Origin of the sequence: Thermobacillus xylanilyticus (assembly GCF_907165215.1) — a bacterium.
GTDB lineage: Bacteria > Bacillota > Bacilli > Paenibacillales > Paenibacillaceae > Thermobacillus > Thermobacillus xylanilyticus.
Window position 1 is genome coordinate 144,556 of record NZ_CAJRAY010000018.1, and the last position, 22,788, is coordinate 167,343.

The 22,788-nt window shown below is 59.6% G+C and carries 23 protein-coding genes and 1 pseudogene; 11 read left to right on the forward strand and 13 right to left on the reverse strand.

Annotated elements, in window-relative coordinates; all coding sequences use genetic code 11:
• Nucleotides 1-288: 288 nt before the first annotated feature.
• Complete coding sequence (locus KJQ12_RS03990) at nucleotides 289-795, reverse strand: GNAT family N-acetyltransferase (RefSeq protein WP_213483580.1); 507 nt, start codon at nucleotides 793-795, stop codon at nucleotides 289-291.
• Nucleotides 796-904: 109 nt separating this feature from the next.
• Between KJQ12_RS03990 and KJQ12_RS03995 the strand changes: the two genes are divergently transcribed.
• Entirely contained in the window at nucleotides 905-1,690 is a 786-nt protein-coding gene (locus KJQ12_RS03995) for an alpha/beta hydrolase (RefSeq protein ID WP_244860404.1), read from the forward strand.
• Between the two features lie 4 nt (nucleotides 1,691-1,694).
• On the opposite strand, the gene csaA is transcribed toward KJQ12_RS03995, so the two are convergent.
• Nucleotides 1,695-2,024, reverse strand: a complete 330-nt coding sequence (gene csaA / locus KJQ12_RS04000) for a chaperone CsaA (RefSeq protein ID WP_213483581.1) — start codon at nucleotides 2,022-2,024, stop codon at nucleotides 1,695-1,697.
• Nucleotides 2,025-2,142: 118 nt separating this feature from the next.
• On the opposite strand from csaA, the gene KJQ12_RS04005 reads away from it, so the two are divergent.
• The 8 genes from KJQ12_RS04005 to KJQ12_RS04040 all read left to right on the forward strand — a co-directional run bounded on the left by KJQ12_RS04005 (nucleotide 2,143) and on the right by KJQ12_RS04040 (nucleotide 10,995).
• Nucleotides 2,143-3,744: a response regulator transcription factor gene (locus KJQ12_RS04005; RefSeq protein ID WP_244860406.1), complete on the forward strand. Its 1,602-nt coding sequence runs from the start codon at nucleotides 2,143-2,145 to the stop codon at nucleotides 3,742-3,744.
• A gap of 3 nt (nucleotides 3,745-3,747) precedes the next feature.
• Complete coding sequence (locus tag KJQ12_RS04010; protein WP_213483582.1) at nucleotides 3,748-5,541, forward strand: sensor histidine kinase; 1,794 nt, start codon at nucleotides 3,748-3,750, stop codon at nucleotides 5,539-5,541.
• A 147-nt stretch (nucleotides 5,542-5,688) separates the two neighbouring features.
• Entirely contained in the window at nucleotides 5,689-7,023 is a 1,335-nt protein-coding gene (locus KJQ12_RS04015; protein ID WP_213483583.1) for an ABC transporter substrate-binding protein, read from the forward strand.
• 103 nt (nucleotides 7,024-7,126) lie between these two features.
• Complete coding sequence (locus KJQ12_RS04020; RefSeq protein ID WP_213483615.1) at nucleotides 7,127-7,984, forward strand: carbohydrate ABC transporter permease; 858 nt, start codon at nucleotides 7,127-7,129, stop codon at nucleotides 7,982-7,984.
• 20 nt (nucleotides 7,985-8,004) lie between these two features.
• Nucleotides 8,005-8,805 (forward strand): carbohydrate ABC transporter permease, encoded by an 801-nt coding sequence (locus KJQ12_RS04025; RefSeq protein WP_244860408.1) that lies wholly within the window; start codon nucleotides 8,005-8,007, stop codon nucleotides 8,803-8,805.
• A 307-nt stretch (nucleotides 8,806-9,112) separates the two neighbouring features.
• Nucleotides 9,113-9,493 (forward strand): GntR family transcriptional regulator, encoded by a 381-nt coding sequence (locus tag KJQ12_RS04030; protein ID WP_015253359.1) that lies wholly within the window; start codon nucleotides 9,113-9,115, stop codon nucleotides 9,491-9,493.
• Nucleotides 9,490-10,353: an ABC transporter ATP-binding protein gene (locus tag KJQ12_RS04035; protein WP_213483585.1), complete on the forward strand. Its 864-nt coding sequence runs from the start codon at nucleotides 9,490-9,492 to the stop codon at nucleotides 10,351-10,353. Before KJQ12_RS04030 ends, KJQ12_RS04035 begins: the two co-directional genes overlap by 4 nt.
• On the forward strand, nucleotides 10,354-10,995 hold the full coding sequence (locus tag KJQ12_RS04040) for an ABC-2 transporter permease (protein WP_213483586.1): 642 nt from the start codon (nucleotides 10,354-10,356) through the stop codon (nucleotides 10,993-10,995).
• 38 nt (nucleotides 10,996-11,033) lie between these two features.
• Here the strand turns inward: KJQ12_RS04040 and KJQ12_RS04045 are convergent, their stop codons facing one another.
• The 5 genes and pseudogenes from KJQ12_RS04045 to KJQ12_RS04065 form a co-directional block, all read right to left on the reverse strand.
• Nucleotides 11,034-11,777: an SAM-dependent methyltransferase gene (locus KJQ12_RS04045; protein ID WP_213483587.1), complete on the reverse strand. Its 744-nt coding sequence runs from the start codon at nucleotides 11,775-11,777 to the stop codon at nucleotides 11,034-11,036.
• Nucleotides 11,778-11,983: 206 nt separating this feature from the next.
• A complete protein-coding gene (locus KJQ12_RS04050) occupies nucleotides 11,984-13,180 on the reverse strand; it encodes an NAD(P)/FAD-dependent oxidoreductase (protein ID WP_213483588.1) in 1,197 nt (398 codons plus the stop codon).
• Nucleotides 13,181-13,327: 147 nt separating this feature from the next.
• Nucleotides 13,328-13,891, reverse strand: coding sequence for an MOSC domain-containing protein (locus tag KJQ12_RS04055; RefSeq protein WP_213483589.1), 564 nt, complete (start codon nucleotides 13,889-13,891; stop codon nucleotides 13,328-13,330).
• Nucleotides 13,892-13,958: 67 nt separating this feature from the next.
• A complete protein-coding gene (locus KJQ12_RS04060) occupies nucleotides 13,959-14,237 on the reverse strand; it encodes a hypothetical protein (RefSeq protein WP_213483590.1) in 279 nt (92 codons plus the stop codon).
• 78 nt (nucleotides 14,238-14,315) lie between these two features.
• A pseudogene (locus KJQ12_RS04065) lies at nucleotides 14,316-14,818 on the reverse strand (LOG family protein).
• 75 nt (nucleotides 14,819-14,893) lie between these two features.
• Between KJQ12_RS04065 and paiA the strand changes: the two are divergent.
• Nucleotides 14,894-15,412, forward strand: coding sequence for a spermidine/spermine N(1)-acetyltransferase (gene paiA, locus KJQ12_RS04070; RefSeq protein WP_213483591.1), 519 nt, complete (start codon nucleotides 14,894-14,896; stop codon nucleotides 15,410-15,412).
• 9 nt (nucleotides 15,413-15,421) lie between these two features.
• On the opposite strand, the gene KJQ12_RS04075 is transcribed toward paiA, so the two are convergent.
• A complete protein-coding gene (locus tag KJQ12_RS04075; RefSeq protein WP_213483592.1) occupies nucleotides 15,422-16,300 on the reverse strand; it encodes a LysR family transcriptional regulator in 879 nt (292 codons plus the stop codon).
• A gap of 419 nt (nucleotides 16,301-16,719) precedes the next feature.
• Here KJQ12_RS04075 and KJQ12_RS04080 point away from each other — a divergent pair, with 419 nt between their 5' ends.
• The gene (locus KJQ12_RS04080; protein ID WP_213483593.1) at nucleotides 16,720-17,883 is read left to right on the forward strand and encodes an MFS transporter; all 1,164 of its coding nucleotides are present in this window, start codon (nucleotides 16,720-16,722) and stop codon (nucleotides 17,881-17,883) included.
• Between the two features lie 133 nt (nucleotides 17,884-18,016).
• Here KJQ12_RS04080 and vanX read toward each other — a convergent pair whose 3' ends face one another.
• The 5 genes from vanX to vanR form a co-directional block, all read right to left on the reverse strand.
• Nucleotides 18,017-18,652 carry a D-Ala-D-Ala dipeptidase VanX gene (gene vanX / locus KJQ12_RS04085; protein ID WP_213483594.1) on the reverse strand — a complete coding sequence of 212 codons (636 nt, stop codon included), beginning with the start codon at nucleotides 18,650-18,652 and terminating at the stop codon, nucleotides 18,017-18,019.
• Nucleotides 18,653-18,654: 2 nt separating this feature from the next.
• The gene (gene vanA / locus KJQ12_RS04090; protein WP_213483595.1) at nucleotides 18,655-19,692 is read right to left on the reverse strand and encodes a D-alanine--(R)-lactate ligase; all 1,038 of its coding nucleotides are present in this window, start codon (nucleotides 19,690-19,692) and stop codon (nucleotides 18,655-18,657) included.
• Nucleotides 19,689-20,663 (reverse strand): D-isomer specific 2-hydroxyacid dehydrogenase family protein, encoded by a 975-nt coding sequence (locus tag KJQ12_RS04095; RefSeq protein WP_213483596.1) that lies wholly within the window; start codon nucleotides 20,661-20,663, stop codon nucleotides 19,689-19,691. Before KJQ12_RS04095 ends, vanA begins: the two co-directional genes overlap by 4 nt.
• Before the next feature lie 139 nt (nucleotides 20,664-20,802).
• Nucleotides 20,803-21,942: a vancomycin resistance histidine kinase VanS gene (gene vanS, locus KJQ12_RS04100; protein WP_342344820.1), complete on the reverse strand. Its 1,140-nt coding sequence runs from the start codon at nucleotides 21,940-21,942 to the stop codon at nucleotides 20,803-20,805.
• Nucleotides 21,935-22,630 carry a VanR-ABDEGLN family response regulator transcription factor gene (gene vanR, locus KJQ12_RS04105; protein ID WP_213483597.1) on the reverse strand — a complete coding sequence of 232 codons (696 nt, stop codon included), beginning with the start codon at nucleotides 22,628-22,630 and terminating at the stop codon, nucleotides 21,935-21,937. The genes vanS and vanR overlap by 8 nt, the downstream gene beginning before the upstream one ends.
• Nucleotides 22,631-22,788: the final 158 nt, after the last annotated feature.

Consider the following 22,788-nt stretch of genomic DNA (forward strand, 5'->3'; position numbering starts at 1 on the left):
AATGCACGCTACAGCCTCCCGCGCGAGGCTTCGCACGGCGCTGTAGCGTGGGATGCACGCTACAGCCTCCCACGCAAGGCTCCGCACGCTGCTGTAGCGTGGGATGCACGCTACAGCCTCCCGCGCGGGGCTCCGCACGCTGCTGCAGCGTGGGATGCACGCTACAGCCTCCCATGCGAGGCTCCGCACTGCGCTGTAGCGTGGGATGCACGCTGCACCCTCTCTCGCAAAGCGCCGCCGCAAAGAAAAACGCCGCCTGCACATCAAGGCAGGCGGCGCGTGAACGCCTCATATCCATCTCCTGTACCTCACCGATACATACCCGTCCCCGTCCCGGTTGCCGTGGCTCGGCTGCTCGTGCTGAAAGACGAACCCCCGGGCCTCGTAGAACGGAATGCCCTTCTGGTTGCCCTTGAACACGGACACCCACTGCTCGGCGGCACCGAACGCCTTCTGCTGCCGGGTGATCGCATCCAGCAGCCGGGTGCCGATGCCTTCGTTCCGCCGGTCGGGCGCCACGTAGAGCACGAACACTTCCCCCGACCGCTCGCCGATCATTCCGCCCCCGCCGGCGCCGACGACCTTGCCGTCCTCCACGGCGACGAAATATCCGCCCCAATCCCGGCCCGTTTCCGTGACTTCCTTCAGCACCCGCTCCTCGTTGTAGAACTCCCCGATGATCCGTTCAATGTACTCCGGGCTGCACATGTCCGCATACGTCGCCCGCCAGCCGTCCGCGCACACCCGGCAGATGCCTTCCACATGGTCGGGAGTCGCCCGCACCACTTCCATCATGCCGTCCGACCCTCCTTGTCTGCCATCTTCATGCCCCCGCACGTTGACAGTAACCGCTTCCATCTTCCAATATGACAGAAATACCAAAAAAACCGTCAAGGTGATGTCCATGTCCATGCGCGACTACCCCTTCGTCTTCCCCGTGAAGGAAGCCGTCTACAAGGTGATCGGCGGGCGGAAGCTCCGGTTTTTCGTGTTCGAGCCTGACACCGGCGGAATGGACCGGACGGCGGTGCTGTTCTTTATCGGCGGCACCTTCGGCAAGACGCCGAATACGCCTGCGGATTTCCAGTACCACGCCGCGTACCTCGCCTCGAAGGGATATGTCGCGATCTGCGTCGAATGCCGGACCGGACAAGACGAAGGCTTCACGCCGGTCCAGGCGATCTGCGACGCCAGATCCGCCGTCCGGCGGCTGCGCGGGCACGCATCCGAATGGGGCATCGACCCGCAAAAAATCGTCGTGTGCGCTTCATCGTCCGGCGGATACACCGCCGTGTCCGCCATCATGTTCGACCATCTGAACGACGAAGGAGACGATCCGGCCATCTCCCCCGTCCCGGACGCGCTGGTCATTTTCGCCGCCGGGATGGACGCCGTGGACATCACAGAGCGCCTCTACCCCGGCCTGCTGCCTGAGGCGCGGAACATCTCTCCGTACCACAACGTGAAAAAATGCCTCCCGCCCACGCTCTGGATGATCGGTACCGCGGACCCTCTTTTCGAGCAAAACCGGGACTTCGTCAAGCGGATGGCTGCGGCGGGCAACGACATCACCTGGATCGCTTACGAAGGAATGGAGCACGGTTTTTTCCGCCATGGCCGGCACGGAAACCGCCCGCTCGACGAGACCCGGAGAAGGATCGCGGAATTCCTGAAATCCATCGGCCTCTGACCGCCTACGCGATCGGCGTGCCGTTCGGAACCGGTTCATCCGGCCGCAGCAGCACGACATCCCCTTCTTCCGGAATGCCGCCGAGGACGAGCACCTCGGAGCTGAAGCCCGCGATGCGTCTCGGCGGGAAGTTGACGACCGCCGCGACCTGGCGTCCGACGAGCTGCTCCGGCGCATATCTGCGCGTGATCTGGGCGGAAGATTGCTTGATCCCCAGTTCCCCGAAATCAATTTTCAGCTTGATGGCCGGTTTTCGCGCCTCCGGAAAAGCTTCCGCATGAACCACGGTGCCGATCCGGATGTCCAGCTTCATGAAATCTTCGATCGTCGCCACAATCATGCCTCCTTTTGTCTCTGCTGCTTCTATTTTCCCCATTCGGCGCACCATTTGTCCAGCCCGTCCGGGCGGTCTGCCGCAGCCTGTCTATTGCTGGCCGGCGGGGCCTTTTGCTATGGTTAGAAGAAAAGCACGCACGCTCAGAATGGAGGCGTTTACAATCGAAGGGCACCTGTGCAAAATCCTGATCGTAGACGATGAAATTCTGATCCGGCAAGGCATCAAGCACTACATGAACTGGGAACAAGAGGGGTTCTCCATCGTCGGGGAAGCGGCGAACGGACGGGAAGCGCTGGAGATGATCGAGGCATGCAGGCCGGACATCGTCATCACCGACATCGTCATGCCGGTGATGGACGGCGAAGAGCTGACGAAGGTCGTCAAAACCCGTTATCCGGATATCGAAGTGGTCGTGCTCAGCAGCTTCGGCGAGTTCGAGTATGTCCGATCCACGTTCCAGAGCGGGGTCGCGGACTATATTTTGAAGCCGAAGCTGGAGCCTCGGGAACTGCTGCAAGTGCTGAACAAGGCAGCTGGCAGAACGAGGCTGCGGCCGAACGCCGCCCGCGAGGCGAAGGCGTCCGCCGACGCGGCGGAACGGCTGCTCGAGAAAATCACGGCCGGATTCGAACTCGGCGGCGAAGCGGACCGCGCCGACATCCGCGCGTCGTTCCCGCATCCCGTCTTCCGCTTGCTGGCCGTGACCGCGAAGGACATCTCCGAAGCAGCAGCCGCCGCGCTCCAATCGATGGTTGGAAAGCGGTTTCCCGGCGCCGTCTGCCTGCCGTTCCCGGCCGGCCGCGGTCTGACGGGCTTTCTGCTGAACGGGAACGCGGACCTGCAAACGCAAGCGCCGCTGGACGGTCTCGCCGCGCAGTGGGCGGACGCATTCGGCCAAGCCGGAACGCTGCTCATCAGCCGGCCCTATGAAGACTTCATGCGGACGGGGGACGTGCTGCGGGAGCAGATTCATCCGCTGGCGCGCCGGGCCTTCTACCGTCCCCACGCCCGCTGGCTGATGTTCGCGGAAGATGCGGCTCCGCCGCTGACGGTGGAAGCGTTCAACCTCAACCAGTTCACGGAAGCGTTCAAGCTGATGCAGTTCGGCGAGGCGTTCGGCGGGCTGCGCCGGCATGTGGAGAAGCTGCGCGCCGCCGGCGGCATGGATGTCGAGGAATTCAAGTCTTTCCTGAACAACATGATCTTCACGATCACCGTCCTGACGGAGAACATGGGCTTCGACGCGCAAGGGCTGGACAAGGAGAAATTCCGCTATTTCGACGCCATTCAGCAGGCGCGGAACGCGGAAGAGGCGATCGGCATCCTCCACGCGTTCACGGCGGAAGCGGAAAGGCGGCTGGCGGATTCCGCCCGGAACGCCGCGCGGGACAACATGAAGAAACTGCTGGACTACATCGAACAGAACTATGCGGAACCGCTCAGCCTGAAGGAAGTCGCGAAACATTTTCACTTCAACCCGTCGTACCTGTCCAGCTGGTTCTCCGCCCACAGCGGCGAAGGATTCGTCGAATATGTCAACAAGATCCGGATCCATAAGGCGGCGGAGATGCTCCGCACCGGGTCCGGCTCCATTGCGGAGATCGGCGCGAAGGTGGGCTTCCCGGATCACAGCTATTTCTGCAAGGTGTTCAAGAAATTCACCGGCCGCTCCCCGAGCGAGTACCGCAGGATGACGGCCGGAACCGCCAGGGAGTAAGTCATGCGAAAATGGCTCAACCGTTTTCAGATCAACGGCCTCTTCATCAAACTTTTTCTCGTCACCGTCATCAGCATCGCCGCCGTATCCGTGCTCGTCACCTGGTCGACGATCCGGCTGTCCGAGCGGCTGTTCATCGACACGTTCAGCATCATCAACTCCAAGGTGCTCAGCCAGATCAACTCCGGCTTCCAGTCCCTCAACACCGCCATCGTGACCGCCTCCAACAACATGCTGCAGAGCGGTTCGGTCAAGCAGTATCTGACCGAATCGGACGGCGACTCGCTGACGATGGCGAAGTCTTACTACAATATGCGCAAGCAGATGGACCAGATCGCGACGGCCATCGAAACGTACGAGACGGCGATCATCGTCAAGGGCATCAACGGCCGCACGTACATGACGAACCGGCTGATCTGGCCGATCGCCGAAGCGGACATCGACCGCCATCCGGTCACGCTCGCGGCGCATGAAGATCCGAAGCGGCTCCTGTATCTGGCCGATTTTCGGGAGGCGGATGGAGCGGAGCCGGTCATCATCGCCGCGAAAGCCATGATGGAACGCTCGACGGGGTTCGTGTACGGAACCCTGTTCTTCGCCATGCGGGAAAGCGAGTTCAAGCAGCTCTATTCCAGCTATACCAGCGAGGGCAACGACATGGTGATCCTCGACCGGTCCGGCACGATTCTGTCCAGCAACCGCGGGGAGCTGATCGGACGGCAGGTGCCGGAGCTGCTGGGCATCGCGGAGGACATGCACGGGCACGGCCGGGATTACGCGAGCATGCACCTTTTCGACCGGAACCAGATCGTGCTGGCCGAGTATCTGCCCTTCTATGATCTGTACATGGTCAATCTCATCGACAAGCAGTCCATCCTGAACACGCTCGTCGATACGCGCACGATCACCCTGATCGTCATCGGCATCGTGGCCGGCGCGCTGATCATCGTGTACATGATCTCCCGGCGGCTGACCCGCTCGCTGACGCGGCTGGTGAAGCAGATCTCGAACATTTCGAAATACGAATTCGGGCATTACGTCTCGGAGACGGGCAGCTACGAGACGCGCCAGCTGGCACGGGCATTCAACTTCATGCTGGACGAGCTCAAGGAGTACCTCGCGGAGCTGGACCAGGCCCAGCGGAAGAAGCGGAACGCGGAGCTCGCGGCGCTGCAGCGGCAGATCAATCCGCATTTCCTGTACAATACGCTGGCCTCCATCAAGATCATGGTGAAGCAGGGAAGCCGGGAGAAGGCGTCGGAGACGATCAACGCCCTGATCGCCCTGCTGCAGAACGCGATCGGCGACGTGAGCGAGACGATCACCGTCGAGCGGGACATCGAGCTTCTGCGGCATTACGCCCTCATCATGGAAGCCCGCAACGGGGACCGGATCAAGCTGCATGACTTCGTTGCCCCGGATTGCCGGGACGCGCTCGTGCCGAAGCTGATGATCCAGCCGTTCGTCGAGAACGCGTTCTTCCACGCGTTCAACCGCAAGGCGGAAGGATCGGTGTATGTGACGGTGTCGCGCAAGGGGAATACGCTCGTGTGCGAGATCGTCGACAACGGGGACGGCATGGAGCTTGACGGAGGCTGGCCGGAATCGAAAAGCAGATCCAGGGGCCACCTGTTCACGGGCATCGGCATGCGCAACGTGCACGAGCGGCTGACCCTGCTCTACGGCGAGCCTTACGGCGTGCAGATCCAAAGCCGCGCCGGCGAAGGGACGACGGTGCAGATCGAGCTGCCGTACCGGACGGCCAAAAATATTCCAAGCATCCAAAAATCGTCCTGATTTAAGGCCATGCCCGGCGCTGCGCAACACCCAAATAAAGCACAACCATTGGCAAAGATCGTTCTAACGACAGCGGCCGACACCGTGCTACGATTTTAATTGCGAAGCGGAAGCGCTTACAACATTTGCAAACAGGGGGATTCGCGGATGAAGAAATGGCTGACGGTTGTGCTGGCGGTCATGCTGCTGCTTTCGGCGTGCTCGTCGGGCGGCGGGAACAAGCAAGACTCGTCTTCCGGCGGCGGAAACGGCGGCGGTGACAACAGCGGAAGCGCATCGGGCGGAAAAGAAGCGGCGGAAATCACCATTTGGGCGTGGGACCCGAACTTCAACATCAAGGCGCTCAACATCGCGAAGGAGCGTTACAACAAGATCAATCCCGACGTGAAGATCAACATCGTCGAGAACGCGCAGGCGGACATCATCCAGAAGCTGAACACCGGCCTCGGCTCGGGCACGACGACGGGCCTGCCGAACATCGTTCTGATCGAGGACTACCGGGCGCAAAGCTTCCTGAAGGCGTTTCCGGACATGTTCTACGAGCTGACGGACACGTTCAACGCGGCCGACTTCGCCGAGTACAAGGTCGGACCGACGAGCGTGGACGGACGCAATTACGGCCTGCCCTTCGACTCCGGCGTCACCGGACTGTTCGTCCGCACGGACTATCTGGCGGAAGCCGGCTACTCGCCGGATGACCTGCAGGCGCTGACCTGGAACGAGTTCATCGAGATCGGGAAGAACGTGAAGGAAGCGACGGGCAAGGACATGCTGTCGCTCGACCCGAACGATCTCGGCATCATCCGCGTCATGATCCAGACCGCGGGCAAGTGGTACCTGGACGAAAACGGCGAGAAACCGTTCCTGGCCGGCAACGAAGCGCTGAAAGAAGCGTTCCAGCTGTACAAGGAAATGATGGAAGCCGATATCGTCAAGCCGAACGCCGACTGGAGCCAGTTCGTGGCCGCCTTCAACAGCGGGGACGTCGCGTCGGTGCCGACCGGCAACTGGATCAACGCCTCGATCAAGGCGGAGAGCTCCCAGGCGGGCAAATGGGCGGTCGTCCCGATCCCGCGGCTGGCCGGACAGCCGGGCAGCGTGAACGCCTCCAACCTGGGCGGCAGCTCCTGGTACGTGCTGAACGTGCCGGGCAAAGAAGCCGCGGCGGACTTCCTCGCGAAGACGTTCGGTTCGGACGTGGAGTTTTATCAGGAGCTCGTGACGGAGATCGGGGCGATCGGCACCTACATCCCCGCATCCACCGGCGAAGCTTACAGCGCGGCCGATCCGTTCTACAACGGGCAGAAGACGATTGCCGACTTCGCGAAGTGGACGGAGGACATTCCGCGGGTCAACTTCGGCGCCCACACCTATGTAATCGAGGACATCCTGGTCGTGGAAATGCAGAACTACCTGAACGGCAAGCCGCTTGACGACGCGCTGAATGACGCGCAGAAACAGGCGGAAGCGCAAGTCCGTTAACGATCAATCATCAGAACGCGCACGCGGAATCGCCTTGGATGGCAGCATCCAGGGCGTTTCCGTCTCGGCCGGGAAAGGAGTTTGCATAACGGTGTCTATTCGGATGCGGACCCGGGTTACGGGCTGGTGTTTCGTCATCGCGGCGGTGGTGCTGATCTGCCTGTTCTATTTCTATCCGATGATCCAGGCGTTCAATCTGTCCCTGAAATCCGGGGTCGGAACGAACCTGCAATATGTCGGATTCGAGAACTACAAGCGCCTGTTCACCGACTCGAACTTCATCACGGCGGTGACCAACACGTTCATCTATCTGATCGTGCAAGTGCCGATCATGATCATCCTCGCGCTGCTGCTGTCGGTGATGCTGAACAGCGACAAGCTGCGGCTCAAGGGGCTGTTCCGCACGGCCATTTTTCTCCCGTGCGTCACTTCCCTGGTCGCCTACTCGGTCATCTTCAAATATCTGTTCGCGAACGACGGCCTGGTCAATCTGCTGCTGCTCAGACTGTCGATCATCGACCGGCCCATCGGCTGGATCACGGACCCGTTCTGGGCGAAGGTGACGATCATTCTGGCGATTACGTGGCGGTGGACCGGCTACAACATGATTTTCTATCTGTCCGCGCTGCAAAATATCGACCGGTCGATCTACGAAGCGGCGACGATCGACGGCGCTTCGGCATTCGGAAAGTTCACGAAGATCACGATTCCGCTCCTCAAGCCGATCATCCTGTTCACGTCAATCATGTCGACGATCGGCACGCTCCAGCTGTTCGACGAAGTCATGAACATTACGAAGGGCGGACCGGGCAACGCGACGATGTCGATTTCCCAATACATTTACAACCTGTCGTTCAAGTACACGCCGGATTTCGGATATGCGGCGACCGTCTCCTATGCGATCGTCGTGTTGATCGTCATCTTCTCGTACATGCAATTCAAAGTGGCAGGTGATCGGTGATGATCGCAAGGCGGGTGTTCATGTACCTTTTCCTGGGCGTGACCGCGTTTGTCTCGATTTTTCCGTTCCTCTGGATGGTGGTCAGCTCGACGAATCCTTCCGTGGGAGTGACGAAGGGCCGTCTGATGCCCGGCACCCACCTGTTCGTGAACCTGTCGAATCTGGTGGAGCAGATCGATCTCGTCCGGGCGCTCGCGAACTCGCTGGTCATTGCGCTGATCACGACCGGGCTGGCGCTCCTTATCGGCTCGCTGGCGGGCTACGGGTTTGAGATTTACAGGAGCCGGGCGAAGGACGCCGTGTTCAACATCCTGCTGCTGTCCATGATGATTCCGTTCGCCGCCCTGATGGTGCCGCTCTACCGGATGTTCGCCTGGCTCTCCGGGAAGATGCCGGTGATCGGCATCGACACGAAGGCGGCGGTCATCCTGCCGACGATGGCGACGGCGTTCCTGATCTTCTTCTTCCGGCAGAACACGAAGATGTTCGAGCGGGAGATGATCGAAGCCGGGCGCATCGACGGGCTCGGCGAGCTCGGCATCTTCCTGCGCATCTACGTGCCGACGATGCGGACGACCTACGCGGCGGCGGCGATCATCACGTTCATGTCGAGCTGGAACAACTATATGTGGCCGCTCGTCGTGCTGCAGTCGGACGCCAAGAAGACAATTCCGCTGCTCATCTCGAATCTCGGCTCCAGCTATTCGCCGGATTACGGCATGATCATGACCGCCATCGTGATCGCCACGTTGCCGACGGCGCTGGTGTTCTTCCTGATGCAGAAGCATTTCGTGGCGGGGATGCTCGGGTCGGTGAAATAGCGCGGCGATGGCCGGCCCGATCCGGCTGCGGCATGCCTGGGCCGACAAAGGAGGATGCTGCCGGCATCCTCCCCGCATATCTGGCCGCGAGGGCGCTGGCCCTCCGGCCATGTTCATGAAGAAGGAACCCGAACGGCTGACTGCCGTGCGGGTTCCTTCGACGTTTCATCGATGGTTGGTGCCCGGCGAATCGGTTCTGCATGTTCCCCGCAAACCGGGCGGTCTATCGGCCCCGCCATTGACACTGTGCTTATCCGTTATATAATGTACTTGTACAATATGTACACTTTCCGGGAAGTGAACGTTATTGGAGATCATTATCAGCAGCAATTCGAGCAAGCCCATCTATGAGCAAATCTCGAGTCAGATCAAAGCGATGGTCATGAGCGGAAAACTGCAGCCGGGCGATCCCATCCCGTCCATGCGTGCTCTCGCCAAAATAATCCATGTCAGCGTCATTACCGTGCAGAAGGCCTATGAAGAATTGCAGCGTGAAGGGTTTATCGAAACGACCGTGGGCCGGGGAAGCTTTATATCCGCGCATCATCGCGACGTCATTCAGGAAGAACACCAGAGAAGAATGGAAGAGCATTTGCGGTTGGCTGTGGAAGCCGCGCGCATGAGCGGAACCACTTTGGAAGAACTGATCCGATTGTTGGAGATGTGCTACAAGGAGGACGGCCAGTGATCTACAGTTTGGAAGTCAGCAATTTGTCGAAGCGTTATCCCGGGGCAACGTTCAGCCTGGACAATGTATCGTTTGCCGTTCCGCAAGGAAGCATCATGGGATTTGTCGGGGAAAACGGCGCAGGGAAAACGACCACGATCAACTGCATCCTCAATACGCTCAAACCGGACAGCGGCGTGATCAAAATTTTCGGCGAGGAAATGACGGAGGCCCGAACGGACATCCGGAACCATATCGGCGTTGTGTTTGATGCCATCAATTTTCCCGAGACGCTCACGGCCAACAGGCTGGCATCGGTGTTCAAAGATATTTATCATCATTGGGACAGCGACCTCTTCCGGCAACTGATCGACAGGCTGAAGGTGCCGGCCGATGTCCGGATCAAAGATCTGTCCCGGGGCATGACGATGAAGCTGGCCACGGCGGCGGCTTTTTCCCATGGCGCCAGGCTGTTGATATTGGATGAGCCCACTTCCGGACTTGATCCTGTCGTCAGGGAAGAGATGCTGGATCTGTTCCTGGAGTTCGTGGAAAATGAAGAGCATTCGATTCTCATGTCCTCGCATATTACGAGTGATTTGGAGAAAGTCGCGGATTACATCACCTTTATTCACAACGGCAAAATCATGCTGACGGAAGAGAAGGATGCGCTGTTATACCAATACGGCATTGCCCGCTGCAGGTCGGAGCAGTTTCAAGCTCTCGACAAATCGGAATATCTTGCAGCCCGGAAGAGAGGATTGCAGATCGACGTCTTGGTCCCGGATAAACAAAGGTTCTCCGGTCAACACCGGGACATCACCGTCGATAACGCCACCATTGACGAAATCATGGTCTTGCTGGTCAAGGGGGATCAATAGATGCGGGGACTTGTCCGAAACAACATTTACTCCATGGCAAGCAACATCCAACTGTCCTTCATCATCGCGGCGGTGATGGCCCTCGTGCCGATCGTCTTCCGGGAAGACATGCTGCTCTCGATGATATTGGCCGTGCAAATTTTCATTTTTGTCGTCAATACGGGCACCTCGCTGCGGGTCGATGAAACGTCCAAATGGAGCAAATTTGAACTGACGCTGCCGGTCCGCCGCCGCACCATTGTCAGGGCCAAGTATGTCACTTTCGTCCTCCTCATTCTCATGGGGATCTTGACGAGTCTGCTTACCCTTGCGGTATGTAGCGCTCTGGGCATGTCGATTGATCCCGTGATGGTCACATACAGTTACGGATTCGGACTGACCCTGGCGATCACCTCGACGGCCCTCATGTATCCCGTCATGCTGAAGATCGGTACGGAGAAAAACGAGATGATCGTGTTCTTTTCCGGGTTTGCCGCGGTGGGGATCATGCTGCTGCTCGCCGCAATTCTGGCGCCGTTCACGGAAGGCATGCAGATCCGTCATCCGCTGGTCGGCACCGTGTCAACTTGTACGGCCATCGTGCTGTTCATCATCTCCTACTTCGTTTCCGTTCGCATTCATCGAAAGAAAGAGTTCAGGTAATAACGCCAAGGGGCTGACTTGAACATCAGCCCCTGCAGTTATGTCGATATGGCCGAACAAGGCGCAGAAAGTCCGCCTTCCTTCACCCGCACCGCGATCGCGATGAAGCTGAGGAATTGGTCCACGCCCCGGCTGAAGAACTTCTGATCGTCCAGCCCGTACTCGTGCCCGCAGTCGAACCAGTCCTGCCACGGCTGTTCGAATTGCCGGGTCTCGAACACCTCGACTTCGATCCGGTCTTCGCAGCCCTGCGCGATATGGTTCCGCCACCAGTTGCCGTCATGGAAGGTCGAGATGTCATCTCCCAACCACTCGACGAGCAGCTCGGGCGCGTCGCCCTCAAACTCCCGCTTCAGGCCGGGAACGAGAAGCAGCGCCCGTCCGCCCGGCCGGATGAGCGGCAGCATCTTCTCCGCGAAAAACCGCTCTTGGCATCCGTAGTAATGATAGGAATCCATGCTGACAATCACATCGAAGAAATCTTCGGGGAACGGCAGATCGCGGGCGTCGGCGTGCAGCGGAATGATTTTCCGCTCCTCGCCCCATTCCCGGATCCGCTTCCAGTTCTCCGTCGCGGGAATCCACAGATCGACCGCGAAGATCTGCTCCGCCCCCGTCTCCCGCGCCAGGAACAGCGAGGTCAGCCCCGTCCCGCATCCGAGATCCAGCACGCGGCCTCCCCTGATCGGGTGATTCTCCAGCATTTCTTCCAACAGACGGACCGCGTTCGGCCCCATCAACAGTTCCTTCGTAAACAAATGCTTGTAGCGGTCGGCTCTCATGGCGGTCACTTCCTTTCCTTCTATCTCTTGTTTCTTGACGGCTTGCCGACGACCCGGCCATCGACCGGTTCCCGATCTTTCCGAACCGGTTCGGCCATGCAGGAACAGCCGTCGCTCAACCGCGCCCGCCTTCCCATTTCACTTTACACCGACCGCTTTTTCCATGACCACGCCTTATTCGCCTATAATCAAACATTACCTCCATTTCAGAAGAAACCCGACATCTTCCGCACGACCAGCCCCGCGCCGCCGATCTTGAACAGATAGCGCGCATCCACGACGTTTTTGAGGATGGCGGCGGCGGTTCCCTTCAGCCGGTACTTGCCGACGCTGCCGATCGCTTCGCCCTTGCCCAGCGATGCGACGGTGCCCCGGTAGACATACTTGAACGTCGCCATTTCCCGCCCGCGCAGCAGCGCGATCACATTGCGGGCCGCGGCTTCGCCCTGCTGAATGGCGATCTGCCCGCTCGGCGGCCAGGGCTTGCCTTGATCGTTCAGCACAATTGACGAATCCCCGATGATGAACACATCGTCATGTCCCGGCGCCTGCAGGTACGGATTCACGACCACCCTTCCGCGGACCGTCTCGAATCCCGAGTCCTCCAGCACCCGGTTCCCGCGGATTCCGCCCGCCCAGACGACGGTGCCCGCCCGGATGAACTCTCCGTCGCCGATCTCCACACCTTCGCTTGTGCATTTTTTCACAGGTGTGCCCAATTTAAAAATAACCCCTTTGCGCGCCAGAAGATTCATCGCATAGTCCACGAGGCTGGCTTCAAATCCCGGCAACGCGGCCGGCGCCGCTTCCACGTTGATGATCTTCACGAGCGCCGGATCGACATCGTAGTCCCGGCACAGCTTCGGAATCCGGTCCGCCAGCTCGCCGATGAACTCGATTCCGGTCAGGCCCGCCCCGCCGACGACGAACGTAAGCCGTTCGGTGCGGCTCTCGTCCTGCTTGAATTGTGCGAATTGGCGGTCGATGTGCTCCCGGATGAAGCGAACGCTGTTCAGGCTTCGGATGAAGAAAGCATGCTCCGCAAGACCCGGGATGCCGAACGTCTCCGGCTGCCCGCCCAGCGCAACGATCAACACGTCATACGGGATGACGCCTTCGTCGGTCTCTACCGTCTTCGCGGCGGTGTCGATGCGCCGCACCGTCCGTTTCAGGAGGGCCGCCTTGCGCGGATCGATGATGTCGCTCAGGTCGACGCGCGAACGTTCCGGGCGGTCGGTGCCGGCCGCGGGCTTGTGCAGCCAGGTCGTGAAGTAGTGATAATCGTGCTTGTTGATGAGGGTGATGTCCGCTTCGCCGTCCCGCAGGCTTTTCTGCAGGGTGAGGACGGCCGGGATGCCCGCGTAACCGGCTCCCAGCACCACGATCTTCTTCGGCTCTGCCATTCGGGATCACTCCATTCTTGTCATCATCTGATTGTGAAATAATTCACATATCATCCGTCAAAAAAATTTCACAATCTTCTTACCCACACTATACCACTTCACAGCCAAATATTGAATACCCAATTTTCTGACGATTCAGCAGATGCCTCATACCCGCTCCAACGGACGAAAAGGCGGCGGCGGAAGTTCCACGCGAATCCGGTCCCCTGCCCGCACCTCTCCCCCGTTCAGCACGATGGACATGACACCGGCTTTGCGGATGAGGCTGCCGTTCTCGTCCCGGACCAACACCCGGCTGAGCAACCCTTTCCGGAAATCGTCGATCTGAGCGCACGGGTTGCGAAGTCCCGTGATCTCGACGACCTCCTGTTCGCCGATGTGCAGCCGGGTTCCCGTCGGCAGGCGAAGCAGATCAATTCCCCGGGGCGTGATGTTCTCGCCGAGCTGCCCGGGCTCGACGTGAAAGCCGTCTTCACACACTTCGTCGAACAGCTCCGCGTGGATGAGGTGCACCTGGCGCAGGTTCGGCTGGTTCGGATTTTGCGCGACCCGCGAGCGATGCTTGACCGTCGTGCCCATATGGGCGTCGCCCTCCACCCCCAAACCGGCCAGCAGCGTGATCGATTCCACCACCGGCTTGCTGAAGGTATGGGTTGCGCCGCGGCTGACCGACACCACCACGCCAACCCGGGATGCGAGGTCATGCATCATGCATCCATCTCCTTCAATACATCGTTATATTTGTACGCAGGCGCGGCGATAACGGTGCTCCTGCTGTTCATGAAGCAGAAGCTTTCGGCTTCCGGTTTTTCTTCCAAACCCGGATGATGATTCCGCTGACCGCCGCGGTTCCGACGAAGGTGCACAGCAACCAGAGGGGCGATGCCACAATGCCGACGATCGCCGCTTTTTGCTGAAGCGGTTCGAAATTTTCATATCGGCTTGCGATTTCGGGCTTGTAATCCCTGGTTTGCAACCAGGCGACCGCCAAAGCGCCGGCAATGAAGATGGCATGAATGACAAGGGATATCAACAACGATTGGATCACCGTCTTCAATCCGCTCACACCTTCTCTGATTTTCAGCTGCATACAGTTTCGCACAAAATGGAAAATATTTTAATCCACATTTCCCGATCACATGACGCGTTGCCCGCGATGATACGTTTTGGCCGCGGGCGCTTCATAGTTCGCGAACTGATCCAGAATCCCTTCGGGCGTTTCGTCCGTGATGACCATCGCGCGATATTCGGGCTTCATGAACCGCTCGCGCTCCATCGTGTCAAACATGGCGAGCAGCGGATCGAAATAATGACGGATGTTGAACAGGCCGCACGGCTTTCGATGCAGACCGAGCTGCCCCCAGGTGAAAACTTCGAAATATTCCTCAAGCGTGCCCGGACCGCCGGGAAGCGCGATGAATCCGTCCGCCAGCTCGGCCATTTTCGCTTTCCGTTCGTGCATGGAATCCACCATGATGAGCTCGGTCAGACCGTGATGGGCGATCTCCCGACGTTGGCTCCGCCATAGATCAGGGTGATCCGGCGTCTTGCCAGCTCATGCCCCAGCCTGATCGCGCCTTCCCTGTAATCCGAAGACGCCCCTTCGCTGGAGCCGCAGAATACGGCGATCGATTTCATGGAATCCTCACTCCTCGCAAAAATGAAGTAAAATAAAACATGGGACAAGTTTATGCGCAAGGGAGACCCGATAACATGCAAATATCCATCAAAAAATGCTCGTCCGATGATGTGCGCGAAATTCAGGAACTCGGCAGGCAGACGTATTTCGAAACATTCCAGGGCACGACTTCACCGGAAAACATGAACGCCTATCTGGAAAAAGCGTTCGACCGCAAGCAGCTGGAGAACGAATTGGCCAACCCTTCGTCGCAATTCTTCCTCCTTCATGTGAACGGTGAAGCGGCCGCCTATTTGAAAATCAACGTCGATGACGCCCAGACGGAACCGATGGGCGGCGAGTCGCTGGAGATTGAGCGCCTGTATGTGAAGAAGCCGTTCCAGAAACACGGACTCGGCAAAATCCTGTTCCATCATGCCGTGGATCTTGCCAGAGAGCTGCGGAAAAAGAAAGTTTGGCTGGGCGTATGGGAGCACAACGACAACGCCCTTGCCTTCTACAAGAAGATGGGGCTTGTGCAGACGGGAAGCCACCCCTTCGTCATGGGCGACGATGAGCAGACGGACCTCATCATGACCAAGACGCTGGCGTGATCCCGTCCGTCACGGCAGCCGCTCGAGAAACCGGCCGGCCGCCAGGGAAAGCGGCACATCCCGCAGCGTGACGAGGCCGACCCGGCGCGGCGGCAACGGCACATCCACCCGGACTTCGTACAGCGCCCCCTTGTTCAGCTCCTCGGCGACGAACTCGCGGATAACGCAGGCGACGCCGAGCCCGATGCGGGCGAACTGGACGAGCAGGTCGATGCTGCCGAGCTCGAATTCCGGCTGGATTGCGACACCTTGCTTCCTGGCGAACCGGTCGATGTACCCGCGGATATTGCTTCCCTGCTCCAGCAGAATGAGCGGATGGCGGACAAGCTCCTCCCATGAGACGGTCCGCTCCGCGAGCTCCCTGAACGCCTCGCCGGCCACAAAGCAGTCGTGCAGCGGAATGCTCTCGCGGATGACGAGCTGGCTGTCCTTGACGGGAAGGTTGACGATGCCGAAGTCGATCCGCCCTTCCTTCAGCAGCGCGATCGTCTCCCGGGTCGTCCGGTTCGTCACCTGGATTTTCACCGCCGGATGCTCCCGGTGGAACGACTCGAGATGCGGCAGCAGGTAATGCCGGCACAGCGTATCCCCCGCGCCGATCTTCACTTCCCCCGCGATGAGCTCGCGCATTTCCGCAATTTTCTTCTCCCCGTTCTCAAGAAAATGGAAGGCCTGGGAGACGAACTTGTGCAGCACTTCCCCCTCGGACGTCAGCCGGACCCCCGCCGGCGTTCGGTAGAAAAGCGGCCCGCCAAGACGTTCTTCCAGCCGCCGGACGGCATGGCTGACCGCCGGCTGCGTGACGCTCAGCTTCTCGGCCGCCTTCGAGAAGCTGCCGGTTTGCGCCACGGCGAGAAAGGCGCGGTACCCCTCGAAATTGTCAACCATGTTATAAACACACCTCATATTCATGAATACAAATATCAATTCAGTTTATATCATGGGTGTGAAGTATTATACCGGATTCCGGAACAACAGGAAAGAGTTCCGGGTGCCATTTCGCTTACGTCGATTGTCGGAGCGTTGCGGAGGGACGGGGGCGGTCCCCGATGGCGGACGCGCGCAAGTCCGGGGACCTTCCGGCGCAGGCGCAGGCCTGTGCCCCCTCTTGACATGTTGCTTTTCGGAGACCTATGATAGAGACAATATAAGTGACCATTTGGTCACATAAAAAGACAAGCGGACTTGTTTCTCGCCCACCGGCATACAAATCTAACCAACTGCTTTGTTGCTCATAGAGGAGTCTCCCCTGACGTAATGCCGGACACCCGAAGGGCGTACAAGAAGCTTGTATGGAGGAATGACACATGGAACGTCTCTGGACGAAGCCGTTTGTGCAAATGACGCTGGGTGCGCTGTTTCTGTTCATGGGCTTTTACCTGCTGATTCCGACCTTGCCGCTGTTCATCACGCAACTGGGCGGCAACGAGCTGCACGTCGGATTGGCGTCCGGCATGTTCACGCTGACCGCGGTCATTTTCCGGCCGATCGTCGGCATGCTGGTGGACCGGTACGGCAGGCGCCCTTTCATCATCTGGGGACTTCTGTGCTTCGTCCTGACGATGGCGCTGTACAATTGGGCGGCCGGCATCGCGATCCTGCTTGCCCTCCGCATTTTGCACGGCGCAAGCTGGGCGTTCTCCACAACCGCTGTCGGCACATCGGTCACGGACATCATCCCGCCCACCCGCCGGGGAGAAGGCATGGGCTGGTTCGGCGTGGCGATGACGGCGGCAATGGCGGTCGGCCCGATGGCCGGCATCTGGGTCATCGACAACGGCTCGTTCCGTGCGCTGTTCATCCTCGCCGCGTGCCTGTCCGCGGTGGCGCTGCTGCTCGCGGCGGCCGCCAGAATCCCGTATCAGCCGAAAGCATCGAAACGGGTGGAACTGTTTGACAAATCCACATTGCCCGTCACCGTGACGCTCTTCTTCCTGACCATATCCTACGGAGGCGTCATGACCTTCCTGCCGCTGTTCGCGCAATCCATTGAGGTGAACTCGGGCACGTTCTTCCTCGTATTCGCCCTGACGCTGACGTTGACCCGGCCGTTCGCGGGGAAGCTGTCGGATCGGCTCGGCGAATCGGCGGTCATCATGATCTCGCTTCTCGTGACGATTCTGGCCTTGATCGTGCTCATGCTGACGAGCGGCTGGACCGGCGTAATCGCCTCGGCCGTCCTGTACGGCATCGGATTCGGCTCGGCGCAGCCGGCGCTGCAGGCGGCGACCCTGCGCATCGCCCATCCGGAGCGGAGAGGGGTGGCCACCGCCTCCTTCATGACGGCGTTCGATCTCGGCATCGGCCTCGGCTCCATCATGCTCGGATGGATCTCCCAACGCACGGGCTACGACGTCTTGTTCGCGGTCTGTGCCGCTTCGGTCGCGGTGTCGCTGCTCATATTCGCCGTCCTGGCACGACGGCTGCTGGCCCGTCCCGATGTGCAGGAGCAACCCGCCCTGAGCCGATGAAAGTAAGGCCGGGCAGGATCGTCATTCCTGCCCGGCCTTGTTTCCGGCCAGTCCGCAGCCGCCTCGGCGGTCCGGTCCTGATCGAGCAGCCCCAGTCCGCGCATCAAACGGCAACGGGTCCGGTTCCGCTTATTCAGATCGTCTTCATCACGGCCAGATCCAGGGTGATCGAAAAATCAAAATACGTGTCCGGATAGGGCTCGTGCTTCAATGCATAATGCCACCATTCGCGCTCATAGGCGGCAAATCCGCTGGACTCCATGATACCGCGCAGCAGCCGGCGGTTCTCCGCTTCGGCCGGCGTGATGCCCGGCGCGTCGTGATGGGAGACGGCGTCCATCAGATCAAAATCGCCCCCCATCGGCACAAGCTCGCCGGTATCCAGCCGGTAGAGCGTCAAGTCGACGGCGCTGCCGCGGCTGTGGCTCGAGCGGGCCGCCACGTACCCCAGCCTGAACATGTCGGACCGGTTGATATTGGGATAATGCTTCGCCTTCGTGCGCCCGTCTTCGGGCTCCCCGGCCCACTGCAGGAAACGGTTCACCGCGCGCTGCGGCCGGTATCCGTCCCACAGCAGCAGGCCGTATCCGAGATCGGCGGCCTTCCGCTGCGCCTCGCGCAGCGCGGCAGCCAGTTCATATGTGCCGACAATCCGGTTGACCTCGTACCCGTCGACCGGCTTGCCGGTGAAATTGTCCCAGGTCGCATACTTCGCATCCCAGCGGATGCCGGGAAGCGCTTCGTCCAGAAACAGAAACCCTTTCTCCATCGTCATCCCTCCATCGCGAGCGCAATGAGCCGGTCCAGTACGTCGGACAGCTTCAACCCGGCGGCGGCCATCATGCGCGGATAGCGGCTGTATGACGTCCAGCCGGGCATCGTGTTGACCTCGTTGAGCACGATCTGCCCGTCGTCCCGCAGAAACATGTCCACGCGGGCCAGTCCGCGGCAGCCCAGCGCCCGGTAAATCCGCCTGGCGGTCTCTTGCACCCGGATCTTGTCCTGTTCGGAGATTTCGGCTGGTACCCGGACAACCGCATTTTCCGAGCCCTGCTCCGGATTCTGCTCCTGATGGATGCGGAAGAAGCCGTGCGACAAGGTGATCTGATCCACTTCCCCGACAACCAGGTCTCCCCCGGTTCCGAGCACCGCGCAGCCCACCTCGCTTCCGGGAACCATCCGCTCGATCACAATCTTGGCGTCATATTGCCGCGCATTCGCGACCGCTTCCGGCAGCTCGTCCGCGCGGGTCACCTTGCTGACGCCGAAAGACGATCCGGAACGGGCCGGTTTCACGAAGACCGGATATGCCAGGCCCAGCAGCTCCGCGTCCGGCATCTCGCCGGCGTCGAATGTCCGGAAATCCGGCACGGCGATCCCCGCATCTCGCGCGACCACGTAAGCGAGCGATTTGTCCATGCAGATCGCGGAACCCGGGATACCGCAGCCCGCATAGGGAATGCCGGCGAGCTCCAGCAGCCCCTGGATGGCGCCGTCCTCCCCCAGCTTTCCGTGCAGAACGGGAAACACAACATCCACGAGGACAATCCGCCAGCTTCCCCGCTCCAGCACCATCAACCCGCGGAAGCCGCGGTCCGGCGGCAAGAAGGCGGGAAGGACGTCTCCGCTCTCCCAATCCGAATCCGGGAAGGCGCACAGTTTCCATTCCCCGGCCCTTGTAATCCCGACATAGAGCGGGTCATATTTGTCCGGATCGAGGTTCCTTGCGATCTCCCGCGCGGATTTGACGGAGACCGCATGTTCTTCCGAGCAGCCGCCGAACAGGACGGCGATTTTGAGCTTGTTCATGTCACGAGTTCCCCTTTCGCTCGTTCGAATGCCAGGCAGTTCCGAATGGTCGCCTCCACGATGTCGCGCAGCGCGTGCTCCGTGTAGAAAGCGGTGTGCGGCGAAATGATCACATTCGGCAACGCCTGAAGCCGCAAAAGTAGCGGATGGCGGATCGGCCGGTCGGTGCAGTCGCGATAGAAGATCCCTTCTTCGCCTTCGATCACGTCCAGGGCCGCCCCGCCCAGCCGGCCTTCCTCCAGCGCCTGCACAAGCGCCGGCGTGTCGATGAGCGGACCGCGCGCGGTGTTGATCACAATGGCGCCGCGCTTCATGCCGCGGATCCGCTTCGCGTCCAGGAGATGGTGCGTATCGGCGCGGAGCGGCATATGAAGCGACACGATATCGCTCTGCCGCAGCAGCTCGCCGAGCGTCACATATTCGGCCTCGGCCCGCGGGCAGATGTCGTACGCCAGGATGCGGCACCCGAACCCCCTGAGGCGATCGATCACCGCCTGCCCGATCCGGCCGGTCCCCACGATCCCCACCGTCATGTCGCGCAGTTCCCGTCCCGGCACCGCGCACAGGCGGTAATGATGGATGTCCGCCCGGCGCAGCACCGACCTGGCATGGCGGATCGCCATGAGCATCAGCATCAGCGTGTAGTCCGCCACGCTGGCCGGCGAATATGCCACATTGCCGATCGCGATGCCCAGCTTTTCGGCCGCCTCCAGGTCGATATGGTCGCAGCCGACGCTTCTGGTGCAGATGTAAGCGACGCCGTATGCTTTCAGCGCGCGGAGCGTGGCATGCGTAATTTCCGTCTTGTGGTTCACGCTGACGGCGCGATGGCCTGACGCCAGCGCGGCGCTTTCCGCGGATGCCGCCGATGCGATGAAGGTCGGTTCAACCCCGTATTGAGCCGCGAATGTCCTGAACAGTTGCGCTTCGTGTTCGTCGCAATCGTAAATCGCGATCCCCGTTTTCCCCATCCGGTCCGCCAGCCCCTTTCTTCCAAAATGAAAAGCCTGTCAGCTTCGGCAACTCCATGTTAGCCGAAGCCGGCAGGCCGTTTTTTAACCGGAAGGGGAGACTTTCTTAAGAAATTCCTAATGCTTGATGGAGGTTTTCCTAACGGGAGACCGGCAGCGTGACGGTAAAGGCAATGGTGTTGCCCTCGCTCTCGGCCTCAATGGTTCCGCCGTGCAGGGTAACGATCTCCCTGGCGATGGCCAGTCCCAGTCCGGAACCGCCGGTGCCGGTCGTGCGCGCTTCATCCAGGCGATAGAACTTCTCGAAGATGGCGGCCAGCTTGTCCGGCGGAATCGGATCGCCCTGATTCTGAAACCGGATCCTGACGGAGCCGTCCGCTTCTTCGGCGGATATGACGATTTCCGTGTTCGGATGGCTGTACGCCGCCGCGTTTCGCAGAATATTGTTGAACACCCGCGCCAGCTTCGCCGGATCGCCGTACACGGTCAAATTTTCGTCCGCGCGCAGGACGGCGGTATTGCCCCTTGCGGACAGGAGCGGATAGAACTCGTCCGTCAATTGCACCAGCATGTAATAAAGATCGATCGTTTCCTTCTCCAGACGGATCTGCTGCAGATTGTACCGGGTAATTTCGAAAAATTCGTTGATCTGCTTCTCCAGCCGATGCGCCTTCTCGAGCGTGATGCGAATGTACTTCGCCCGCTGCTCCACGGGCATGTCGGGCGCCTCGTCCAGCAGGCTCAGATACCCGATCACGGAGGTGAGCGGCGTCCGGATGTCGTGGGCCAGATAGACGACCAGATCGTTCTTCCGCTGCTCCGCTTCCTGCGCGGCCTTCTTCCGCCGGATCAGCTGGTCCTTGACGGCGTTCAGGCGGCTTTCCATGTACGCCATCTCCGGCGAGAGCACGATCCGATCCTCCGTATCTTCCACCAGGCGGTCCATTCCGGCGCTGATCTCCTCGAAGTATTTCGCGAACAGCCGGGAGATGAACAGCCAGGAAATGATGACGAGGAACAGCAAGGTCAACAGAAGCAGAATGAATTCCAGATTGTTTCGGAACACATACTGATAAATCTGTGATGCGGAAAACCAGTCCAGCCGGAACACGAACTTGAGCACATCGACGATGCGGTCCCCGATCTGTCCGCGCATAAGTTCCCGCAGCAGGAAGACGGCTACCGGAGCGGCAGCGGTGATCAGCAGCATCTGCATGAACGTCTTGCGCTTCAGACTGGCGAAATGGCCCTTCGAACTTTCCTCCCGTTTGCTATTCAATTTTGTAGCCGACCCCCCATACGGTCTTGATATATTTCGGGTTGTCCGCCGTATCCCCCATTTTTTCGCGCAGATGGCGGATGTGGACGGTGATCGTGTTGTTGCTTTTGCTGTAATACTCGTCCTTCCAGATTGCATGGAACAGTTCCTCGGCGCTCACCACGCTGCCTTTCCGCTCCAGCAGGATGCGGAGGATGGCGAACTCGGTGGGGGTCAGGACGAGCGGTTTCTCGTTCAGCAGACATTCGTGCCTGCTGACGTCCATCACCAGGCCGGAATGGACGAGGACGGGCCCGGCGGCAGGCGCGGACTTTGCATTGTATTTTTTATAGCGCCGCAATTGCGCTTTGACGCGCGCCACCATCTCCAGCGGACGGAACGGTTTGGTGATGTAGTCGTCGGCCCCCAGCGTCAGACCCGTAATTTTGTCCGTTTCCTCGTCTTTCGCCGTCAGCATGATGATCGGATACGTGTATTTCTCCCGTATTTTCCGGCACAGTTCAAATCCGTTGATATCCGGCAGCATAATATCCAGTATCGCCAGGTCCACTTCTTCCGTCTCAATGAAGGCCAGCGCTTCGTTTGCCGAATAGAACTTGAACACGTCGAAATTTTCATTCCGCAGATACACTTCGATCAAATCCGCAATTTCATGCTCATCATCCACGATGAGAACCTTGGCGTCCATCACGCGAGCTCCTTTCAGACACAATCCGGCATGCTATCATTCTACTAAATGCCGCCGCGGAATTTATCATTTCCCCCTTGAGAAAAAATGAAGATTTTCATAACTCAACTTTCGCACCTAGAAAATCAATGTAAAACCAATTGTGGAGCGGGCTTAGG